The sequence below is a fragment of the Martelella sp. AMO21009 genome (genome assembly GCF_053484295.1).
The window spans coordinates 39,852-57,859 of record NZ_JBAKFR010000008.1 but is presented as its reverse complement, the minus strand read 5'-3'; the positions used below and the strand labels follow the sequence as shown (position 1 = coordinate 57,859).

The window sequence follows — 18,008 nt, the reverse complement described above, 5'->3', positions numbered from 1 at the left end:
AACAGCCACATGGCCTTGCTCACCCCCACGCTGACCCGCCCGGCATCACTCTGGCGCGGTGTCGCCCTCACGCTCTTCGGCGCGGCACTGATCACGATCGGCGCCAAGGTGCAGATCCCGTTCTGGCCCGTGCCGATGACACTGCACACGCTCGCGGTGTTCTTTCTGGCTGCGGCTCTCGGTCCCCGTCTCGGCTTTGCAGCCATGGCCGCCTACCTCGCCGCCGGGGCGGTGGGCCTTCCGGTATTTTCCGGCTCGCCGGCGCGCGGGATCGGGCTTGCCTACATGGCGGGGCCGACCGGCGGCTATCTCATCGGCTACTTGCTCTCGCCCCTCGTGATCGGCAGGCTGGCCGAAGGGAATGGCCCGATGCGGCTGGCGCTGGCGATGCTCTCCGGTCTCGCCGTGGTCTATGCCTTCGGCCTGGCATGGCTCGCATTGTTCGTGCCGGCCTCTGGCCTGATCACCGCCGGCTTCGCTCCGTTCATCCTCGGCGATCTGATCAAGATCGCGCTGGCGGTCGCCCTGATCACCGGCCTCGGCCGCCTCAAGGGTCGCGCGGCATGATCGGCGCCAAGATCAGAACCGACTGGACCATGGACGAGGCGCGGGCGATCCACGCCCTTCCGTTTCCCGACCTGATCCACCGGGCGCAGTCCCTGCATCGGGCCCATTTCGACCCGACCGCGATCGAGACGGCGAGCCTCTTGAGCATCAAGACCGGCGGCTGCCCGGAGGATTGCGGCTACTGCTCGCAATCGGCCCACCACCGGACCGGCGTGAAGGCGACCAAGCTGATGGCGACCGACGATGTGCTGGAAGCCGCCCGGCGCGCGAGGGACGCGGGCGCGCAGCGTTTCTGCATGGGGGCTGCCTGGCGCAGCCCCAAGGACCGCGACATGGACAGGCTCTGCGCCATGGTGCAGGGCGTCTCGGAACTCGGGCTCGAAACCTGCATGACGCTCGGCATGCTGAAACCGGATCAGGTGGCGCGGCTGAAGGCGGTCGGGCTCGATTTCTACAACCACAATATCGATACTGCGCCGGACTATTACCGCGAGATCGCCACCACGCGGACGATGGCGGACCGGCTGGAGACGGTCGAGCATGTCCGCAAGGGCGGCATCAGGGTCTGTTGCGGCGGGATCGTCGGCATGGGCGAAACGGAAGAGGATCGCATCGCCATGCTGGTCACGCTCGCGACCCTGCCAGCCCATCCCGACAGCGTGCCGGTCAACCTGTGGAACCCGGTCGAGGGCGTGCCGGTGCAGGAAACCGCAAGCCCGGTCGATCCGTTCGCGCTCGTCCGTCTCGTGGCGCTCGCGCGCATCCTGATGCCGGCCTCCGTGGTGCGGCTTTCCGCCGGACGCACGGGGATGAGCGATGAGTTGCAGGCGCTTTGCTTCCTTGCCGGCGCGAATTCCATTTTCGTCGGCGATCAGTTGCTGACCACCGACAACCCAGCGGCCTGGAAGGACCACGACCTGTTGCAACGGCTCGGCATGCATGTGGCGCCCGCCAGGCCGCAAGGCTCCGCCATGGCGGCCGAGTAGCTCAATCGGGCAGGCTTCGGGCGAGGATATCCACCGCCCGGGCTATCTGCTCTTCGTCAAGCGCTGCATAGCCAAGACGAAGGGCTTGCGGTGCAGTGCGATCAAGGGCGAAGCGTGTTCCGGGCAGCAGCGCAAGCCCTGCCGCACCGGCCCGCTCTGCCCAAGTGTCGGCGGAGACGTCCACGCATCGGAGCCACAGGGCCAAGCCGCCCGCGGGGCTGTCGAACAGGACCCGCCCGTCCAGATGCGCCGACAGGGCAGACGCGAGGACATCGCGCCGGGCCCGATAGATGCGACGGGCCTTACGCGCATGGCGGCCGAGATCGCCGTCGCGGATCAGGTCCGCCAGCGCGGCCTCAAGCGGCGCGTCGCCCTGCCGGTCGATGGCCGCACGGGCGGCCGCCATGCGGCCGAGCAGCGGCTCCGGGGCCATGGCATAGCCGAGGCGAATACCGGGCGAGAGTAGTTTGGAGAGCGAGCCCACATAGATCAGCTGCAGGCCTACCGGGGCCCGGGCCGCAAGCGACAGGATCGGGCGCCCTTCGAAGCGGTACTCGTGATCGTAGTCATCCTCGATCAGCGTGATGCCGTGACGCTCGACGGTGTTCAGAAGCTGCAGCCGCCGCGCCGCGCCCATGGTGACCGTGGTCGGATACTGGTGATGGGGCGTGACATAGACCGCCGCGATGCGCGGATCGCTTTCAATCGCTGCCTCAAGGGCCGCGACCGACAGCCCGCCCGCATCGACGGGAATGCCCCGGACGGCAACACCAGCGGCACGGAAGGCCTCCCAGGCCAGCGGGTAGCCGGGTTCCTCCACGGCAATCGCCTGACCGGGTTTCACCGCCGCCCTGGCCGCCAGGAACAGCGCCATCTGGCTGCCGCGCGTGATCAGCAGCCGCGCCGGATCGGCGACCACGCCCCGGTCCGTGGCGAGATAGGACGACAGCGCGTGACGCAGAACCGGCGTGCCCCGGGCATCGCCATAATCCGCGCCGCCGCGGAAGGCCGGCGACAGCAATGCCCGGCGGAAGGCGCGCGCCAGCGCCTTGTCAGGCACCAGCCTGGGATCGGGAGCGCCGTCGCTGAAGGCGAGATGCGGGCGGACGGTTGCGGGCTCTCGGGGCACGGACACCGAAACCGGCTCCGCCATGCTTTCGGGCAGATCCTCGGCGACGAATGTGCCGCGCGCGGGTTCGGCATGGAGCCAGCCCTGGGTCATGAGCTCCTGATAGGCGGCATCGACCGTGTTGCGGTGAACGCCGAGCTGGCGCGCCAGCGCCCGCGTCCCCGGCAGGCGAACGCCGGGCTTCAGTCGGCCACGCATGATGTCGCGGGTGATCGCGTCGGCAATCGCCAGAAACAGCGGGCCGGCGGGCTCCTTCTCTATATCCAGCGCAAGCGGTTCCGATGCCATGACAACCGGCCTATCCAAATTTCCGAAACTGGCTCTTTTACACAGGCCGGATATTCGCGAGACACATGGAAAAACGCAAGAGGTCCTCATGTCGAAATCCGCCCTGATCCTGCGCCATCTGGCTTTCGAGGACCTTGGCAGCTTTGGCCCGGTGCTTGAGGAAGAAGGCTACCGGCTCATCCATGCCGAAGCTGGCATCGATTCCTTGCCGGATTCGCGCGACTCCGATCTCGTGGTGGTGCTCGGCGGCCCGATCGGGGTGAATGACGCGCAAGCCTATCCCTGCATGAAGACAGAGCGCGACTGGCTGGCACCGCGTCTGGCCGCCCGCCGCCCGACGCTCGGGATCTGCCTTGGCGCGCAGCTCATGGCCGCGGCGTTCGGCGCGAAGGTCGCCCCGATGCCGCGCAAGGAAATCGGCTTTTCCGCCCTGACGCTGACGGAGGCAGGCATCAACAGCCCGCTTCGTCACCTGCGGGATGTGCCCGTTCTCCACTGGCACGGCGAAGCCTTCGATATCCCGGATGGAGCGGATACTCTCGCAGGAACGGCGGCCTCAGCAACGCAGGCCTTTGCCATGGGCCCAACCGTTCTGGGGCTGCAATTCCACCCCGAAGCAGGCGAAATGCCCACCTTCGAACGCTGGCTCATCGGCCACAGCGTGGAACTGGCTGAGGCCGGCATCGACCCGGCCAGCCTGCGTCGCGACGCCATCGCGTACGGCCCGGCGCTGAGGTATGCCGGCCAATCCATGCTCCGCGCATGGCTGCAGGACTTGCCCGCATGACCGTGATCACCCTTCTGACCGGGCGCGCCAGACCGCTGGCGGGAAGCGACGCGCAAAGCGGCATCATGAAGGCGCCGGTGACGGGGCCGCTTCGGCTCGGCCCTGAAGGGTTCGAAGGCGACGAGCAGGCCGACCGACGGGTGCATGGCGGCGTCGAAAAGGCCGTGCACCATTACCCGCTGGATCATTATCCGCTCTGGCGTGAAGAACTCGGCGATCTGCCGGCGCTTGCCGATCCCGGCGGATTTGGCGAGAACATCTCGGCATCCGGCCCCACCGAAAACACCGTCGCAGTGGGAGATGTTTTCCGGCTGGGCACGGCACTCCTGCAGGTCTCGCAGGGGCGACAGCCCTGCTGGAAACTCAATCATCGCTTCGAGGTGCCTGACATGGCCCGTCGCGTGCAGCAGAGCGGCCGCACAGGCTGGTATTATCGCGTGCTGGAAGACGGACTCGTGAAGACGGGGGACCGGCTTCAACTGGTGGATCGCATCGCGCCGGACTGGACGCTCCACCGGCTCTGGCATGCGCTTTATGTCGATCGGCTGAACCTGAACGAACTGAAGGGCATCGCAGCCCTGGACGTGCTGGCCGAAGGCTGGCGGAAATATGCGGTGCGGCGGCTCGAGAGCGGTCGGGTGGAGGATTGGCGCAACAGACTGGACGGCACTCCATGACCTCTCCTCCCTTCGTGATATCGATCCAGAGTCAGGTCGTGTTCGGCCATGTCGGCAATTCCGCCGCCCTGTTTCCGATGCAGGCGGCTGGGCTGGAGGTGGCGGCGATCCCGACCGTCATCTTTTCCAACACGCCCGACTATCCGACGCTGCGTGGCCGGGCGCTACCGCCGGAACTCTTCTCGGACCTGTTGCAGGGGGCACGCGAGCGCGGCCTGCCGGAACGCGCGGATTTCATCCTGACCGGCTATATCGGCTCGCTCGATGTGGCGCTGATGGTCGCGGATTTCGTGGCCGAGGCCAAGGCCGTCAATCCACGCCTTGTCTATCTCTGCGATCCGGTGATGGGCGACACAGGCCCCGGCCTCTATGTGCCGGAGGCGATCGCCGACGTCATGCGCGACCGATTGCTGCCGATGGCCGATATCGCGACGCCGAACCCGTTCGAACTGGGCTGGCTAACCGGGCAGCCGATCGTGTCCATGGCGGACCTCAAAGCCGCGCGAGCCTTTCTCCGCATCGCGCCCGGCGCCTATCTTATCGCCACGGGGTGCACGCTCGACGATACGCCCGCCGGCCATATCGAAAGCGTCATACTCGGAGCCGCCGACGCAAGCCGTCATCCGGTGGAGCACCTGCCGGTCGCGCTTCCAGGAACCGGCGATCTGTTCGCCGGGCTGATCGTCGCGGGGCTCGCGCGCGGATTGCCCTTGACGCAGAGCGTCGAAGCAGCGCAGCGCCTCACATCGCGCGCGATGGACCACGCCCGTGCCCTCGGCGCCGGCGAAGTGCTGTTGAGCGAACCGGAGTTCCGTCGCGCTCTTCTGACGCTCGGTTTTTGAATGAGGATTATTTCATCTGAACTGAGAAGACTTCAGTGTTCACTGAGGTGAATTAGCAATATCGAATTGAGGGTTTTGCAAAAAGTGGATGCTCATGCTTGATCGATATGACGTACTCCTCCAGAAATTGAGCGCCCCATTATGGCTCCGGCAGTACCGGCTCGGGTCACACCTGAAAGAAACCTTTCTGATCGGTCAGCCTGCCGAATACTATGGTTGCCCGCCCGCTCTCATTCCCATCACCTCGAATGGTAGCTTGCCGGAATATGAAGGGATCTGGATGCGCTGGTTCTGTGACGAGCCGGACCACATCCGACGCTATGTCTGCGCGGGGCCGGAGGACCACTTCCTGCTGGAGGAAATCGCTCTTGATGATGAGCAATTTGCAAACTGGCTGTTGGTCCGGGCGCTCGTTTATAGGGATGGGAACGACGAGGCCAAAGAAATAGCGTCATTTAGTAAGGCGGCCGGGATTTCGAGTCGTCAATTTGCTGAAATAGACGCACATACCCTCGAATTCGGTGACGATCCGGAAAAGCTGGATAAGCTCGCCGCGTATACTGTACGCGTGCCCATTGGCATCGGCGAACGACGGGCTGCGCCGTTGGCGATCAGCCTGTCCGGTTTATCTGACGAGAATGCAAATGATGTCGCCTATTTCGAGCTCAGTGAGCACGGGCGCTCGTGGCTGAGAAATGGGGCATCTCAACTGCCGCCTTGGCTTGTCGCGAATGCGCCGCTGAACCAGGTTTTCGGAGAGTACCTTAAAAGCGGTCGTCTAAAGGAAGCCTGGTTGACCCTCAACAGTACGGGTTGGTCGATCGGAGAGGCCCGCAGCGCCGCTCTTGCCCTTGCCAGGGCGGCAGACGAACCGTTGTTCACACTTCATATGCGGGCTTGGGTGGCGTTCACCCTAGATGAAGAAGAATTCATTCCGGACGATGAACTGAGTACCCGCGAATATGAAAACTACGATTATTGAGATGATTGGCTGGAAGATGCGTCCCGCAGAATGCGCCTTGCCTCCGAGTTACAAAACGGCAGGCCAGCTCGGATGAGCAAAGCGGAAGCAACGATTTTCATTTTCGCCATTGTCCTGCTTATCGGTGTCGGCTGGCTGACGTTGTTTCTCACCATCAAGAACCGCCTGTCGGTGGTGAGGCACAGCAGGATCGAGACCGCAGGAGAGGTCGCGAACATTCCGTTGGTTGCTGCATTTTCGGGCTGGCGGGGCGTACCCTGGATTTGCTGGTCATCGAGTGACCTGAAGCCAACGCTTATTTTGCACGGCGACCATATCGAGTGCCGTGTAATCAGGAGGCGTAGGAAACCCTATGACGTGGTTTCCCGTGTGGACTACCGACAAACTGTCGGGACGGCCAATATCGTGTTGGAATTTTCGGATTCTCTGTCGAGCTTCGTCGGCAACACGGGCAACAGGGATATCGCACGCGACGCGATCAAACGGCTTGCAGAGCATGGGTGCCCGCTCTCGTTTCGCGCCGAAAATTTGCTGAGTGCAAAGAACAGATGACGGAAATACCCCCGCAATCGCATCAATCTTCCGTCAAGTGTGAAGTTTGCGGCGGAGAGCTCCGGTCATTTACAAACAAGACGAATGCGGGGCTTGTCTGTGAGGCCTGCGGCTGGAGCATTATTCGCTCAAATATATCAGCGATGGATCTCGATAATACTGTTTACCGGCTTTCATTGTTCGCGCCAGAAATCTCTCTCAAGCTGATCAAGAATTTCGCGATTCTTGCAGAATGCAACTGGATTGAGGCAAAGAAAAAGTTGCTTAGCGCGGAGGATCGGCCCGTTTTCGTCTGCTCTGGCGATGCGCGCAAGATCGCTGCAGCGAAAGTCTCGCTTTCTGACGCCGGGGCAGAAGTGTCAATTAAACCTGTCTGGCGCTATCGGTGATAGCTTCCACAAAATATCTATGTCAGATCAACTTCTAAAAGTCGCCATGAAATCCTGCGCAAGACGGGTTCGATTCCCCGATCGGGCCGGAACAACGAAGATGCCGACGCCATCCACCAAGGGCGCGACCCAGGCGAAAATGCCGCGCGGCCTTCTCCGCAACCTTCGTTCGTCGCCCGCGAGGAGCCCCACAAGGAAATCAGCTTCATCTGGGGCGGGTTTGGTGCCCCTGTCCATTACCAGCATGGGCTGGTGCCCGAAGTCCCATCGCCCGTAGGCAAAATACGCCTCTCTCATCGCAACTTCATGAACCGCCGAGACAAGCCAAAGCGGCTCTTTGAACAGCAGCTTACGCATACGGCCTAGCAAATTCGGTCGACTACCAGTCTCCAGCAATTGGTGGCCGGCCGAGCGGAATGGCTCGGCGTCCGAGGAAAGAAAACTCAGGCGACCGAATCGTAACAGGCACCGTGTGCAGGCGTCGAGTTCATGATCGGTCGGGCTGCCGCAAAATGGATTGATGAGCTCCTCGCCGACGAATGTCTCCCATCGCCAACCAAGAGCGCCGGCCGCCTCCGGCCAATCCCGTCGGGAAGCGGCAAGGAGTGGATCCTCTTCCAAAAGGCGTAGCGCCGTAACCCTTACGGAGCCGTCGGATATCTCGTTCATGTCCCTTGCTTACTACGCACTGCTCGCCGGTCCAAGAAATGGCGAAATGAGAAATACTGCGGATCGGCTGAGATGACTTCAGTTTAGCGCTTCCCGAAGATGCTTATGATTTCGAGCAGGAAACTGGGGATCCTCACGATGAGAGCTTATCGTCTGCTGACCGGCGTCGATGACGCTGCCTTCTGTCACCGCATCACTGAGGCCCTCAACCTGGGCTGGAGCCTGCACGGGAGCCCGGTCCTGACCTACGACGGCGTGCGTCAGGCCGTGACTTGCGGGCAGGCGATCACGAAGGATGTTCCTGACCGCAGTTACGAGCCTTCGATGGATCTTTCCCAACAATAGAAGGGCGACGGAATGACCTCATTCATCACATTGCCAGGTATCGGCGGTTCCGGTGAAACCCACTGGCAAACGCATTGGGAGGCGTCAGACCCTTGCTTTACCCGGTTCCATCCTTCCGACTGGGACAAGCCCCATCTTGCAGACTGGCAAGACGCGCTGGAAAGGAAAATCGACAATTCGCCATCGCCGCCTGTTCTCGTCGCGCATAGTCTGGCCTGCCTGCTCGTCGCGCACGCGGCAGAGATGGTCGCGGGCCGGGTTATGGGTGCTTTTCTGGTCGCAGTCCCTGATCCTGCCTCCGCTGCATTCCCGGCCGCAGCGGCCAGCTTCGCAAACCCGCCACGTCATCGTCTGCCGTTCCCGGCCCTCATCGTCGCAAGCGCCAACGACCCTTATGCCACCCCGGACTATGTGAAGGCACGCGCTGAAGAATGGGGTGCCGGTTGCATCGAGATTGGCCCGTGCGGCCATATCAATGGCGCAAGCGGCCTCGGTATCTGGGACCAGGGGCGGATGCTCTTCGGTGCATTCTGCGCTGGCCTGAGGTCGTGACATGGATGCCTTTTCCGCCGTTGCCGCCTTTTCGATCGCCGCCGCTCTTTTGACAATTACGCCTGGGCTGGACACGGCCATGGTCTTGCGCACTGCCACTGTTGAGGGCGGCAAGCAGGCCATGCAGGCTGGCGCCGGGGTCGTAACAGGTGTTCTGGCGTGGGGACTGTTGGCTTCGGCGGGCCTCGGAGCCGTTCTCACCGTATCGGAAGTCGGCTACCGGCTTCTTCAATATCTCGGCGCTGGCTACATCATCTGGCTGGGCGCGCGGATGATTCGGAGCGCAATCCGTAGAACCGTCGAGGAGGAAGGGGCGCTCCACAGCGTGCAGGCAGGCAAATCGGCCAATAAAAGTGCCAACTGGTTTTGGCGCGGTCTGATGACCAATCTTCTCAATCCGAAAGTCGGCGTGTTTTACGTCAGCTTCCTGCCGCAGTTCATTCCGCAGGATGTCCCGGTTGTCATGTTCAGCATGGCCCTGGCGGCTATTCATGCGCTCATGGGGCTCATCTGGTTCGCGGCCATCACGGCGGCGACGCGGCCATTCACGCGCGTTTTCCATAGTTCACTATTCAAGCGTGGCGTCGATGGAGTGACTGGCTCGGTCCTGATCGCCTTCGGTGTCCGGCTGGCTTTCGAAGAACGGGGTTGATCAGGTATGGATATAAATACCACGGCCCTTTTGGTCGCCGCCGGTCTTGTTGGCGGAACCTGCAATGCAGTCGCCGGGGGCGGCACTTTCTTTACTTTCCCGGCGCTCCTTGCGGCTGGCGTTCCTCCGGTTGTCGCCAATGCCACAAGTGCGATTTCGATCTGGCCTGGACATGCGACCAGCCTGTTCGGTTATCGGGAGGAATTGCGCCGGAATGCCGGACGATTGAAGTCCAGTGCGCCTGCTTTCGTTCTCGGTTCCCTTATCGGCGCGGTACTTCTTTCGATCACTGGGAATGCAATATTCCGCCAGCTTATACCATGGCTTTTGCTCGTCGCGACGATCCTGTTCGCACTCGGTCCCAGGCTACGCTCCTGGATAAGAAGGGACCGCCCCGGAATGCTGCCGAGGCCAGTCATCTTTGCGACAGATCTGCTCGTCGCAATCTATGGCGGATATTTCGGTGCGGGCCTCGGTATCCTGCTCATGGCTGTTCTGACGTTGATCGGGCTTAGCGACGTGAACGAGGCCAACGCGGTAAAAAATGCACTGGCAACAATCGTCTCGAGTCTCGCGGTCACAGTTTTCATTGCCACAGGGATCATAGCCTGGGGGCCCGCATTCGCGGTTCTGGTAGGCGCTATTGCGGGCGGCTATCTCGGTGCGCGCTTCGCTCGCTGGATCAATCCGACCATCCTGCGCGGCATCGTCATTGCCGTCGGGTTTGGCCTGACCTGGTTCTATTTTTGATATGCGGCGGTCAGAGGAACAGAGTGGGGAGCGGCGCGTCTACGGTCTGATACTGGTTGGCGCAGGAACCGTGCTCTGGAGCCTTGCTGGCCTGTTCGTACGCGCAATTGATCTTGGGCTTTGGGATCTGATCCTGTGGCGTTCTCTCTTCGCCTGCCTTTGCCTTGTTGCCATCGCCATCGCAAGGCCGGCGGAAGCGGTGCGTTTCGACTGGCGCTTCTGCCTGGCCGCCTGCTTCTCCGCCACCGCAATGTTCTGCTATGTCGCCGCACTCACGATGACGACGGTCGCAAACGTTTTGATCATCTACGCGACACTTCCCTTCGTGACAGCCGCATTGGCCTTCGCGGTCGGTCGGGAAGCGGCCTCGCGACGCCTGTTGATGGCGAGCACGGTATCTATGATCGGGATCGTGTTCGTTGCAGGCACTGCACTGGCGGCGAGCGATATCAAGGGTAACTTGCTGGCCTTCGCAATGACGCTGAGCTTTGGCGCGCTTCTCATCGTCACACGCCGTAATCGAGCCCTGAATCTCATTCACGTGAATGCTGCGGGGGCAGCGTTGTGTGCGATCGCGGCATTCCCATTCTCATCCGGCCAGCTTCCGGGGGGCGGTGCGCTCGGATTGATATTCATGCTGGCCTTTCTCACGACCGCGCTCGCATTCCTGTTATTTCTTGCAGGTGGACGCCATGTCGCTTCGTCGGAGTCGGCTTTGATCGCACTTCTGGATGTGGTTCTCGGTCCGCTTTGGGTTTGGTTGGCCTTCGCCGAAGATCCGGGGAAATCGGCGATCGCAGGTGGTCTTATCGTAGTGGCAGCAGTGGTCTGGTATTTCTGGCCGTCCCTGCGCCGGTCTCGATCCTGAAGCGATCGACTATGCGCCTGATCGCGGGAAGCGCCTGCTCAAGATCTTCAGAGGATGGCGCACCGATACAAAGACGGATTCCGGAGCTAATGCCGTTTGCGGAGGTTGAAGACGGCGGCGTAACCAGAATGCCCAAGGCCTTCGCCGCAGTCTCGAGTGCCCCGGCATGGGAATGGCCTAGCGGAACCCACAGATGATAACCGACATGGATAGGTTGGCGTACAGCTTGCCCCAACAAGCCCGTTGCCATCGCACGGCGGCGAATGGCCTCTTCCTGTATAGCCGTGCTGATGGCATCGGCCGTTCCATCGAGAAGCCATTGTTCCATGACCGAGCAACTCAGCGGGCTGACCATCAGCCCGCTGGCATGCATCGCAGTTTCCGCGCGTTCCAGCCACACTCGCGGAACCACGAGACCGCCGATCCGCAAAGCCGGGTTGAGGGTCTTCGAAAGGCTGTTGATATAAAAGACATGCTCAGGCGCAAGGCTCGCGATCGGCGGATAGTCCGGGTCGGGCGCGAGGGCATAAACGTCGTCCTCGATCACGATTATGCCTGACTTGCGGCAGATTTGCGCGATCGTGGCCCTTCTCGCTTTGCTCATCGAACCCGTGGTCGGGTTCTGCATCGTCGGCGTGAGATAGACTGCCGCGTTGCTGCCGCGACTTGTCGCGAGTTCCCGTTCAAGCTGATCCGGCAGCATGCCTTCGTCATCCATAGCAATTGAAGTGAGCTTGACGCCAAGATGGCGCGCAACGTTGATCACACCGGGATAGGTCTGATCCTCCACATAGAGCGTACCGCCGGGACCACAGAGCGTGGAGAGGCTGACGGACAGCGCGTGCTGCGCACCATTGGTCAGAAGCAGGCAGGCAGGGTCGGCGTCCAGACCGAGACGGCGAAACCAGCGCGCCATTTCTTGGCGGAACCTCTGATGCCCGGTTACGGGCGGATAGGTATTGAAAACATCCGCGTCGATACGCCTGGCGATCGCGTTGAGAGATCGGGACAGAAGCCTCTCGCTGATGACGGCGGGCGGCGCGTTGCGCGAAAGATCGATGACGTCGCCTCTGCGGGCTTCGGTAACGGCCACGAACGTGCCCCGTCCCTTGACCGAGCGCAGCAGGCCGCGCCGCTCCAGGATTCCGTAGGCCTTCGTCACCGTGCCAAGGCCGATGCCGAGACGCCAGGCAAGATCGCGGTGGGCCGGAAGCCTGTCTCCAACCTCCAATCGCCCGGCTGCGATGTCCTCCGACACGGCGGCGACGAGCCGATCGCATGGAGAGTCCATGTCACCAGTAAGGCGAGGTTGCCAGGGTGATTGTAGACGCATGTGAGTAGCCCGATAGTGTCATGTTACGCTTTTACATTTTACGAGAAGTGTAACATCAAATACTATTGGCTATCACGAAAAATCTTTTGCTCCGAGAAGAACGACATGGAGAACGCATCGAAACCCGGCCCTTTTGGCAAGGGTGTCCGCCTATGCGGGACATTGTTGGCGAACCGAGTTCTGAAAGTTGTCGATGAGGCTTTGGGTAAGAGGGCCAACGCTCCATTGGGCTCCAATCGCTGGCCCCTTGAGTTCGACGACGGGCTGGATCTCGATCGAAGTGCCGACAACGAAGACTTCATCTGCCGCGCACAACTCCTCCAGCGAGACTTTTCGCTCCTCGAGTTCCAGGCCAGCCTTCTGCGCGAGAGCGAAGACATGGCGTTTGGTGATGCTGTCGAGAAAACAGTCTGCTACCGGGGACACGAGCTTGCGACCCTCGACCAGTATGATGTTCGTCGCGGTCGTTTCGGCAACATTTCCGTCGACGTCGAGCAGCAGGGCATCGTCGAAACCCTCATCATTTGCGGCATGCCGCGCGAGTGTGCCGATCATATAGAGGCCGGAGCACTTGGAGGCCGTCGGCGCCGTATCGGCACGCGGACGCCTCCAGGAGGAGAGCTGGAGGCGAATACCCGTCGTGCTCCTTCCCTCGGCGGCCGGCGTCGGCCAATCCCAGGCGGTAATCGCAACGTGGATAGTGGCGTTGCGGGCGGCCACCGTCACACTCTCGCTGCCGCGCCAGGCAATGGGACGGATATAGGCATCCTTCAATTCGTTCGCCCAGAGAACGGCTTCACATGCTTTGACGAGCTCAAGGCTGGAATAGGGAAGCGTGTACCCGACGATCTCGGCAGAACGCTGGAAGCGGGAGAAATGCGCGTTGGACAGGAATATACCTCCGTCATAGGCCCGAATTCCTTCGAACACGGCCCCGCCGGCATGCAGCGAATGGGTCATGACATGGAGCCGGGCTTCGTTCCAGGGAACGAGTGCTCCATTGAGCCAGATCAGGCCATCGCGATCATCGAAAGCAAGCACGTTACTCATAGCAATTTGGCCCCTTTGAAAGACACCCCATTGTCACCCAACATCCGTGCCTGGCGAGTGAGCAATCCTCAGAGAAAGCTGAGATTTCGTTGTTCGATGCCAAGTGCAGGAGGAGAACGGCGGCATCCGGCGAGGACGGAAAATACGAGAGCGAGCGCGCCATGACCGAAACGATGCGATTGTCCGTGCCGCTGAATGCCCTGCGCGCTTTCGAGGCCGCCGCACGCCACATGTCGATCAAGGATGCGGCCGAGGAAATCGGCGTGACGCCCTCCGCCGTCAGTCATCAACTCAGGATCCTCGAGGATCTGCTCGGGGTGGAACTGATGCGCCGCGTGGGGCCGCGCCTGGAACTGACGGAGACCGGACGGCAACTGTCTCCGGATCTCACCATCGGCTTCACGCGGATCATCCAGGCCGTCGCGACAGTGAAACAGGAACGGAAGCTTGGTCCCTTGCGCCTGTCCATGCTGCCGACATTTGCGGTTCATTGGCTGTCGCCAAGGATGGCGTCTTATCCATTTGCGCGGTCCGGCTTCGAACTTTTGATCTCGACGACCCAAACCGCCGTCGATCTTGGCGCCGGCGTTGCAGATGCTGCTGTGCGCCATGGTTCTGGGCAATGGGCTGGTGTTCTCTCCGAGCGCCTGTTCGACGAAAATGTGGCGTTGCTTGGCCGTCCGGATGACTGGCAAACGAATGACGAAATCGATATTCGCCAAGCCATCTCGCAAACCAACCTGTTTCTGTCCCAGCATCGGCGCGAGGACTTCCAGCGTTGGAACGAAACGCTCCCGGGCGGTCCGACCCGCCCTGCGGCAGTCACAATCGTCGACTCTTCGGGCCTTGGCCTCAAGGCCGCGATCGACGGCGCAGGAATTACCTTTGCGGGCATCGAAATTGCCGCATGCGACATAGCCGCCGAACGGCTCGGCCCGATCATGCCGCACCAAGTGCCGGCAAACGCAGGCTATTACCTCTGCTATCCGCCGGCCCTTGAGCGCGACCGCCGCATCAGGAATGTCAGGACCTGGATGCTGGCAGAGGCCGCAAAGACATGCCGACCAGCGGAGCGAGAGAAACGATAATGGCACCGGAGGAACGCGCCAACGCCACGCATCTTCCTGATTTTCCGATCTACTTGTCCTATTGGCGGGCGGCACTGCTTCTTTTCTTCACGCTACCGTTTCTGCTTGGTGCGATCAGCATGTCCATCGCCTCTTTCAAAGCCAAGTCACTTTCAGAGTTTGCAACGGCGGCCATCCCCGGAGCTTTTTTTATAACAGTGACGCTGGTGCTCCTGCTTGGGGTGTTCAGCTACCGCCGGAGCCGTGGCCCGATGTATGTTTTCAAGGCCAACGGCCTCATCGTCGGGCGGTATTTTGGCGGCAAGCCAATACCCTGGAAAGACGTCGATATTTCAACACCAACGCTGCTGTGGTCAGGACCTCTCCTCGTCAATGTGGACTATCGAAAGGCTGAGTTCCGGTCTGATCCAATCCGCCAGCCAATCACTTCCTTCTGTAAAGACAGACATAAAACCACCCGGCGTATTGTCATGCCGAACATTGCTACACTTGGGGGCAGAAATCTGGAACGCACCCTGATCGAGTACATCCGGGCCAGCGGCTGCTATGAAACCGAATAGCTCCCTATCTGAACATTTGTCCGCTGCACTGGTTCGCCTTCTCGCGGTCAGTGCGGGTGCGACCGTCGCCAACAGTTACTATAATCAGGCATTCCTCGGTCATCTGACGGCAGATTTTGGGCTGGCCGCGGGGACTGCTGCCATCGTGCCGGTTCTCACCCAGGCAGGTAATGCCTTCGGCGTGTTGCTTCTCGCCCCACTCGGAGACCGGCTGGAGCGCAAATCTCTCATTCTCCGTACTTTCGTTGCGTTGGTGATCGCGTTGATTGGTGCGGCCTTGTCTCCGAGTTTTGTGTGGCTGGCGGTCGCCAGTCTCGCTGTCGGCTTATTTACCACCGTCACGCAGCAAATCGTTCCACTCGCCGTGCATCTTGCCCCACCTTCCGAGCGTGGACGCATTCTTGGCAAAGTGACGGGCGGCATATTGATCGGCATCCTGCTTGCCCGCACGGTCAGCGGCACAATCTCGGACCTTTGGGGCTGGCCCTTCGTGTTCTGGTTCTCGGCAGCAATGATGACGGTAATTGGTGTGGCGCTTGCGCTCTGGCTGCCTCGTGTGCCGCCAACAACTGACTTGAGCTATCTGCGGCTGCTTGGTTCCTTATGGACGCTTCTGCGAACGCATGGTGTTCTCCGGGAAGCAGTCGCAGTGCAATTCCTGATTTTCGCAGCCTTTATTGGCTTCTGGTCGAATCTCGCGCTGTTGCTATCCGAACCACCTTATCAGCTTGGAGGAACGGCGGTTGGCCTTCTGACGCTTGTCGGAGTTTGCGGGGCGCTTGCCGCGCCAATTGCCGGGGGTTTTGCGGATCGACGCGGACCCGCCGTCGTCGTGACAGTCGGCGCTGGCCTCGTGACGCTCGCCTTCTTCGTCTTCGGGCTTTGGCAAGGTTCTCTCATCAGTTTGGTATTCGGTATCCTAGTTATGGACCGTGCCGTACAGTCCTCGCAGGTTGCGAACCAGACGCGTGTCTATGCACTCGATCTGACCGCCCGCAGCCGGCTTAACACCGTGTTCATGGCGACCATGCTCGCTGGGGGGGCGGTCGGTGCCGGCGTTGGAGGCGTTGCCTATGCGGCGTGGGGTTGGACCGGCACATGCGTCTTCGGCGCAACTTCGGCCGCCATGGCGTTCTATTTGTCGCGAAGATCATGACCTTTCAGCAAGGGCGAAAGGGAAGAGCTCCGATGAGATAGATGCCCGCAAACCTTCTGAATAAAAGACTGAAGATATTCTCCCTCACCAAGGGGCGCTATCGCCCAACCACAACACGTAGCTTTTCCAGGATGCTGCTTTGGCAAAGCGCTCATAGGTCCGAAGTGCAGCTTCATTGTCCTCTGGCACAAGCCATCTCAGATGAACCCAGCCGCGCGCTCTGCCGATCGCTGCGATCGCCTCTACCAATCGCTGGGCCAGACGTTGGCCGCGAGCGCCAGCAGCCACATAGAGGTCGTCGAGCTGTCCGGCGCGTCCGTTTGAAATTGCTTCCGGTAGATCGAAGAAAACGGCGAATGCCGACAGTTTGCCGTCCAGAAAACCGCCTATCACCTCGGCCGTCTGGCTCGACAGCAAGGCGGTGGCAGCTTCCTGACGGAGGTTCTCTGTCTGTGAGGCGGGGTACATTTCTGCGCGATAAGCGTTAAGGAGCGGCGCGAGGTGGGCAGCGTCCTTGCTGGAGAGACGGCGTATTAACGGGCTTCTCGCTGTACCATCTTGTGAGCCCGACATTTTTCCACCTGGGATCTTTTTCTCGACCGCGCTTTGGGCTTATCGTCCAAAATATCCAGTGATGCTTGTTTTGGCGAGCAAGTGGCTATTGATCATGAAGCCTGCCATCGCGCCTGAAGATAAGTTGTCCAGCGGCAGGCTGTCGACATCGAGCGCATAGACGGTGATGACGTAGCGATGCGGTTCAGCGCCGACCGGCGGACAGGGGCCGCCGTAACCGGCCATGCCAAAATCAGTCCGCGTGGCGATTGCCTTTCCCGGCCGTGCGCCTTCGGCCAGACCGGTCGCATCGGCGGGAATATTGACCAGCACCCAGTGCCACCAGCCGCTCCCGGTTGGCGCATCGGGATCGAACATGGTCACGGCAAAGCTCTTCGTCGCCTCTGGAGCGTCTTTCCAATGAAGGGCAGGCGAGACATTCTGGCCAAGACATCCGAGACCGCGCAACGCATGGCGGTCAGGAATCCTGCCGCCGTCATCGAAGGATGGACTGGTCAGCTCCATCGCAAGCGCTGATGTGGGCAGCAGGGCAGCGAAGGCGAGAAGCGCCAGCGCCAGACAGGCAGGGTTGGCGGCAAGCGCATGTCCCTTATTTCGTCGCAGCTTCATTCTTCCCCCTCCCAATAGCCGATCGCGGCTTTTTTCCTCACGGTCAGTTCCAGGCGTCGGGCGTCTTTCTCCCCACCCGGGGCGGAGCCAGCAAAAACCGCCACTTTGCCGCTATCGGGATATTCCAGGACGTCGGGCTCATTCATGGTGCTGATCGCCAGATAGCAAAGCGGTTCGGAGCCTCCTGCCCGCAATTGATGCGCTGTTTCAACGCCGCCGGCGGGGCAAACGACGACATCACCAGCGCTCACCCGATGTTCTTCCTCGCCATATCGCAGCACACCGGCCCCCGCCAGAATGACAAAGAGCTCGTCATTTGCATGGTGGCAATGAAAGGGCCAAGCCTTCTTGCCCGGGGGTATTTCAACGTAGCGAGCGCCAAGCCGCTTCGCGCCAGACGGCGCTGCGACGGCAGCCGTGCGCGCTTCATAAGCTCCACCATGCGATTGTGTCTGAAGCGGTAGTTCTCGAAGGTGAACGATTGGATGCATCGACTTTCCTTGGCTGATTTCAAGCTTTTCAGCAAAAGAACCTGCAATCGAAGATGAAAACAAATGAGTGCTTCTCACGCCATATGGAGGGATGCTCATTCGACAATCTCCAT

The 18,008-nt window shown here is 61.0% G+C and carries 23 protein-coding genes; 16 read left to right on the top strand and 7 right to left on the bottom strand.

Features of this window, described 5'->3' with window-relative positions:
• The first annotated feature begins 9 nt into the window (after nucleotides 1-9).
• Nucleotides 10-567 carry a biotin transporter BioY gene (locus V6766_RS11550; protein WP_448466549.1) on the top strand — a complete coding sequence of 186 codons (558 nt, stop codon included), beginning with the start codon at nucleotides 10-12 and terminating at the stop codon, nucleotides 565-567.
• Nucleotides 564-1,553 (top strand): biotin synthase BioB, encoded by a 990-nt coding sequence (gene bioB, locus V6766_RS11545; RefSeq protein ID WP_448466547.1) that lies wholly within the window; start codon nucleotides 564-566, stop codon nucleotides 1,551-1,553. The genes V6766_RS11550 and bioB overlap by 4 nt, the downstream gene beginning before the upstream one ends.
• A gap of 1 nt (nucleotide 1,554) precedes the next feature.
• On the opposite strand, the gene pdxR is transcribed toward bioB, so the two are convergent.
• A complete protein-coding gene (pdxR, locus tag V6766_RS11540; RefSeq protein WP_448466545.1) occupies nucleotides 1,555-2,970 on the bottom strand; it encodes a MocR-like pyridoxine biosynthesis transcription factor PdxR in 1,416 nt (471 codons plus the stop codon).
• A gap of 88 nt (nucleotides 2,971-3,058) precedes the next feature.
• Here pdxR and V6766_RS11535 point away from each other — a divergent pair, with 88 nt between their 5' ends.
• The 6 genes from V6766_RS11535 to V6766_RS11510 all read left to right on the top strand — a co-directional run bounded on the left by V6766_RS11535 (nucleotide 3,059) and on the right by V6766_RS11510 (nucleotide 7,199).
• On the top strand, nucleotides 3,059-3,757 hold the full coding sequence (locus V6766_RS11535) for a glutamine amidotransferase (protein ID WP_448466543.1): 699 nt from the start codon (nucleotides 3,059-3,061) through the stop codon (nucleotides 3,755-3,757).
• Complete coding sequence (locus V6766_RS11530) at nucleotides 3,754-4,434, top strand: MOSC domain-containing protein (RefSeq protein WP_448466541.1); 681 nt, start codon at nucleotides 3,754-3,756, stop codon at nucleotides 4,432-4,434. Before V6766_RS11535 ends, V6766_RS11530 begins: the two co-directional genes overlap by 4 nt.
• A complete protein-coding gene (gene pdxY / locus V6766_RS11525; RefSeq protein ID WP_448466539.1) occupies nucleotides 4,431-5,276 on the top strand; it encodes a pyridoxal kinase in 846 nt (281 codons plus the stop codon). The genes V6766_RS11530 and pdxY overlap by 4 nt, the downstream gene beginning before the upstream one ends.
• A gap of 94 nt (nucleotides 5,277-5,370) precedes the next feature.
• Nucleotides 5,371-6,258, top strand: a complete 888-nt coding sequence (locus V6766_RS11520; RefSeq protein ID WP_448466537.1) for a hypothetical protein — start codon at nucleotides 5,371-5,373, stop codon at nucleotides 6,256-6,258.
• A gap of 72 nt (nucleotides 6,259-6,330) precedes the next feature.
• Nucleotides 6,331-6,810 (top strand): hypothetical protein, encoded by a 480-nt coding sequence (locus tag V6766_RS11515; protein WP_448466535.1) that lies wholly within the window; start codon nucleotides 6,331-6,333, stop codon nucleotides 6,808-6,810.
• Nucleotides 6,807-7,199 (top strand): hypothetical protein, encoded by a 393-nt coding sequence (locus V6766_RS11510; protein WP_448466533.1) that lies wholly within the window; start codon nucleotides 6,807-6,809, stop codon nucleotides 7,197-7,199. The genes V6766_RS11515 and V6766_RS11510 overlap by 4 nt, the downstream gene beginning before the upstream one ends.
• 27 nt (nucleotides 7,200-7,226) lie before the next feature.
• Here the strand turns inward: V6766_RS11510 and V6766_RS11505 are convergent, their stop codons facing one another.
• Entirely contained in the window at nucleotides 7,227-7,868 is a 642-nt protein-coding gene (locus V6766_RS11505) for a hypothetical protein (protein WP_448466531.1), read from the bottom strand.
• 138 nt (nucleotides 7,869-8,006) lie between these two features.
• On the opposite strand from V6766_RS11505, the gene V6766_RS11500 reads away from it, so the two are divergent.
• Genes V6766_RS11500 through V6766_RS11480 form a run of 5 tightly spaced genes read left to right on the top strand, consistent with a single transcriptional unit; the run spans nucleotide 8,007 to nucleotide 11,035 of the window.
• Nucleotides 8,007-8,213 carry a DUF1737 domain-containing protein gene (locus V6766_RS11500; RefSeq protein WP_448466529.1) on the top strand — a complete coding sequence of 69 codons (207 nt, stop codon included), beginning with the start codon at nucleotides 8,007-8,009 and terminating at the stop codon, nucleotides 8,211-8,213.
• Between the two features lie 12 nt (nucleotides 8,214-8,225).
• Entirely contained in the window at nucleotides 8,226-8,765 is a 540-nt protein-coding gene (locus tag V6766_RS11495) for an RBBP9/YdeN family alpha/beta hydrolase (protein ID WP_448466527.1), read from the top strand.
• A gap of 1 nt (nucleotide 8,766) precedes the next feature.
• Nucleotides 8,767-9,417 (top strand): LysE family translocator, encoded by a 651-nt coding sequence (locus V6766_RS11490; protein WP_448466525.1) that lies wholly within the window; start codon nucleotides 8,767-8,769, stop codon nucleotides 9,415-9,417.
• A gap of 6 nt (nucleotides 9,418-9,423) precedes the next feature.
• Nucleotides 9,424-10,167 carry a sulfite exporter TauE/SafE family protein gene (locus tag V6766_RS11485; protein WP_448466523.1) on the top strand — a complete coding sequence of 248 codons (744 nt, stop codon included), beginning with the start codon at nucleotides 9,424-9,426 and terminating at the stop codon, nucleotides 10,165-10,167.
• A gap of 1 nt (nucleotide 10,168) precedes the next feature.
• Complete coding sequence (locus V6766_RS11480) at nucleotides 10,169-11,035, top strand: DMT family transporter (RefSeq protein ID WP_345900610.1); 867 nt, start codon at nucleotides 10,169-10,171, stop codon at nucleotides 11,033-11,035.
• Here the strand turns inward: V6766_RS11480 and V6766_RS11475 are convergent.
• Nucleotides 10,974-12,326 (bottom strand): aminotransferase-like domain-containing protein, encoded by a 1,353-nt coding sequence (locus V6766_RS11475; protein ID WP_448466741.1) that lies wholly within the window; start codon nucleotides 12,324-12,326, stop codon nucleotides 10,974-10,976. The genes V6766_RS11480 and V6766_RS11475 overlap by 62 nt on opposite strands.
• A 192-nt stretch (nucleotides 12,327-12,518) precedes the next feature.
• Entirely contained in the window at nucleotides 12,519-13,418 is a 900-nt protein-coding gene (locus V6766_RS11470) for a branched-chain amino acid transaminase (protein WP_448466520.1), read from the bottom strand.
• A 173-nt stretch (nucleotides 13,419-13,591) separates the two neighbouring features.
• Here V6766_RS11470 and V6766_RS11465 point away from each other — a divergent pair, with 173 nt between their 5' ends.
• The 3 genes from V6766_RS11465 to V6766_RS11455 are packed head-to-tail and all read left to right on the top strand — an operon-like array spanning nucleotide 13,592 to nucleotide 16,222.
• A complete protein-coding gene (locus V6766_RS11465; RefSeq protein ID WP_448466739.1) occupies nucleotides 13,592-14,506 on the top strand; it encodes a LysR substrate-binding domain-containing protein in 915 nt (304 codons plus the stop codon).
• Nucleotides 14,506-15,066, top strand: coding sequence for a hypothetical protein (locus tag V6766_RS11460; RefSeq protein ID WP_448466518.1), 561 nt, complete (start codon nucleotides 14,506-14,508; stop codon nucleotides 15,064-15,066). Before V6766_RS11465 ends, V6766_RS11460 begins: the two co-directional genes overlap by 1 nt.
• Entirely contained in the window at nucleotides 15,053-16,222 is a 1,170-nt protein-coding gene (locus V6766_RS11455; RefSeq protein ID WP_448466516.1) for an MFS transporter, read from the top strand. Before V6766_RS11460 ends, V6766_RS11455 begins: the two co-directional genes overlap by 14 nt.
• 84 nt (nucleotides 16,223-16,306) lie before the next feature.
• Here V6766_RS11455 and V6766_RS11450 read toward each other — a convergent pair whose 3' ends face one another.
• Genes V6766_RS11450 through V6766_RS11440 form a run of 3 tightly spaced genes read right to left on the bottom strand, consistent with a single transcriptional unit; the run spans nucleotide 16,307 to nucleotide 17,994 of the window.
• The gene (locus V6766_RS11450) at nucleotides 16,307-16,795 is read right to left on the bottom strand and encodes a GNAT family N-acetyltransferase (RefSeq protein ID WP_448466514.1); all 489 of its coding nucleotides are present in this window, start codon (nucleotides 16,793-16,795) and stop codon (nucleotides 16,307-16,309) included.
• A gap of 39 nt (nucleotides 16,796-16,834) precedes the next feature.
• The gene (locus tag V6766_RS11445) at nucleotides 16,835-17,404 is read right to left on the bottom strand and encodes a YbhB/YbcL family Raf kinase inhibitor-like protein (protein ID WP_448466512.1); all 570 of its coding nucleotides are present in this window, start codon (nucleotides 17,402-17,404) and stop codon (nucleotides 16,835-16,837) included.
• Nucleotides 17,401-17,994 (bottom strand): cupin domain-containing protein, encoded by a 594-nt coding sequence (locus V6766_RS11440; protein WP_448466510.1) that lies wholly within the window; start codon nucleotides 17,992-17,994, stop codon nucleotides 17,401-17,403. The genes V6766_RS11445 and V6766_RS11440 overlap by 4 nt, the downstream gene beginning before the upstream one ends.
• Between the last annotated feature and the right edge of the window lie 14 nt (nucleotides 17,995-18,008).

Excerpts from the sequence above, each read along its gene's own strand:
- V6766_RS11440 (WP_448466510.1), bottom strand. The coding sequence starts at position 17,994 with ATGAGCATCCCTCCATATGGCGTGAGAAGCACTCATTTGTTTTCATCT.
- pdxY (WP_448466539.1), top strand. The coding sequence starts at position 4,431 with ATGACCTCTCCTCCCTTCGTGATATCGATCCAGAGTCAGGTCGTGTTC.
- V6766_RS11500 (WP_448466529.1), top strand. The coding sequence starts at position 8,007 with ATGAGAGCTTATCGTCTGCTGACCGGCGTCGATGACGCTGCCTTCTGT.
- V6766_RS11445 (WP_448466512.1), bottom strand. The coding sequence starts at position 17,404 with ATGAAGCTGCGACGAAATAAGGGACATGCGCTTGCCGCCAACCCTGCC.
- V6766_RS11505 (WP_448466531.1), bottom strand. The coding sequence starts at position 7,868 with ATGAACGAGATATCCGACGGCTCCGTAAGGGTTACGGCGCTACGCCTT.
- V6766_RS11465 (WP_448466739.1), top strand. The coding sequence starts at position 13,592 with ATGCGATTGTCCGTGCCGCTGAATGCCCTGCGCGCTTTCGAGGCCGCC.
- V6766_RS11550 (WP_448466549.1), top strand. The coding sequence starts at position 10 with ATGGCCTTGCTCACCCCCACGCTGACCCGCCCGGCATCACTCTGGCGC.
- pdxR (WP_448466545.1), bottom strand. The coding sequence starts at position 2,970 with ATGGCATCGGAACCGCTTGCGCTGGATATAGAGAAGGAGCCCGCCGGC.
- V6766_RS11490 (WP_448466525.1), top strand. The coding sequence starts at position 8,767 with ATGGATGCCTTTTCCGCCGTTGCCGCCTTTTCGATCGCCGCCGCTCTT.
- V6766_RS11450 (WP_448466514.1), bottom strand. The coding sequence starts at position 16,795 with ATGTCGGGCTCACAAGATGGTACAGCGAGAAGCCCGTTAATACGCCGT.
- V6766_RS11470 (WP_448466520.1), bottom strand. The coding sequence starts at position 13,418 with ATGAGTAACGTGCTTGCTTTCGATGATCGCGATGGCCTGATCTGGCTC.
- V6766_RS11535 (WP_448466543.1), top strand. The coding sequence starts at position 3,059 with ATGTCGAAATCCGCCCTGATCCTGCGCCATCTGGCTTTCGAGGACCTT.
- V6766_RS11460 (WP_448466518.1), top strand. The coding sequence starts at position 14,506 with ATGGCACCGGAGGAACGCGCCAACGCCACGCATCTTCCTGATTTTCCG.
- V6766_RS11480 (WP_345900610.1), top strand. The coding sequence starts at position 10,169 with ATGCGGCGGTCAGAGGAACAGAGTGGGGAGCGGCGCGTCTACGGTCTG.
- V6766_RS11455 (WP_448466516.1), top strand. The coding sequence starts at position 15,053 with ATGAAACCGAATAGCTCCCTATCTGAACATTTGTCCGCTGCACTGGTT.
- V6766_RS11495 (WP_448466527.1), top strand. The coding sequence starts at position 8,226 with ATGACCTCATTCATCACATTGCCAGGTATCGGCGGTTCCGGTGAAACC.
- V6766_RS11485 (WP_448466523.1), top strand. The coding sequence starts at position 9,424 with ATGGATATAAATACCACGGCCCTTTTGGTCGCCGCCGGTCTTGTTGGC.
- V6766_RS11520 (WP_448466537.1), top strand. The coding sequence starts at position 5,371 with ATGCTTGATCGATATGACGTACTCCTCCAGAAATTGAGCGCCCCATTA.
- V6766_RS11530 (WP_448466541.1), top strand. The coding sequence starts at position 3,754 with ATGACCGTGATCACCCTTCTGACCGGGCGCGCCAGACCGCTGGCGGGA.
- V6766_RS11515 (WP_448466535.1), top strand. The coding sequence starts at position 6,331 with ATGAGCAAAGCGGAAGCAACGATTTTCATTTTCGCCATTGTCCTGCTT.
- bioB (WP_448466547.1), top strand. The coding sequence starts at position 564 with ATGATCGGCGCCAAGATCAGAACCGACTGGACCATGGACGAGGCGCGG.
- V6766_RS11510 (WP_448466533.1), top strand. The coding sequence starts at position 6,807 with ATGACGGAAATACCCCCGCAATCGCATCAATCTTCCGTCAAGTGTGAA.
- V6766_RS11475 (WP_448466741.1), bottom strand. The coding sequence starts at position 12,326 with ATGGACTCTCCATGCGATCGGCTCGTCGCCGCCGTGTCGGAGGACATC.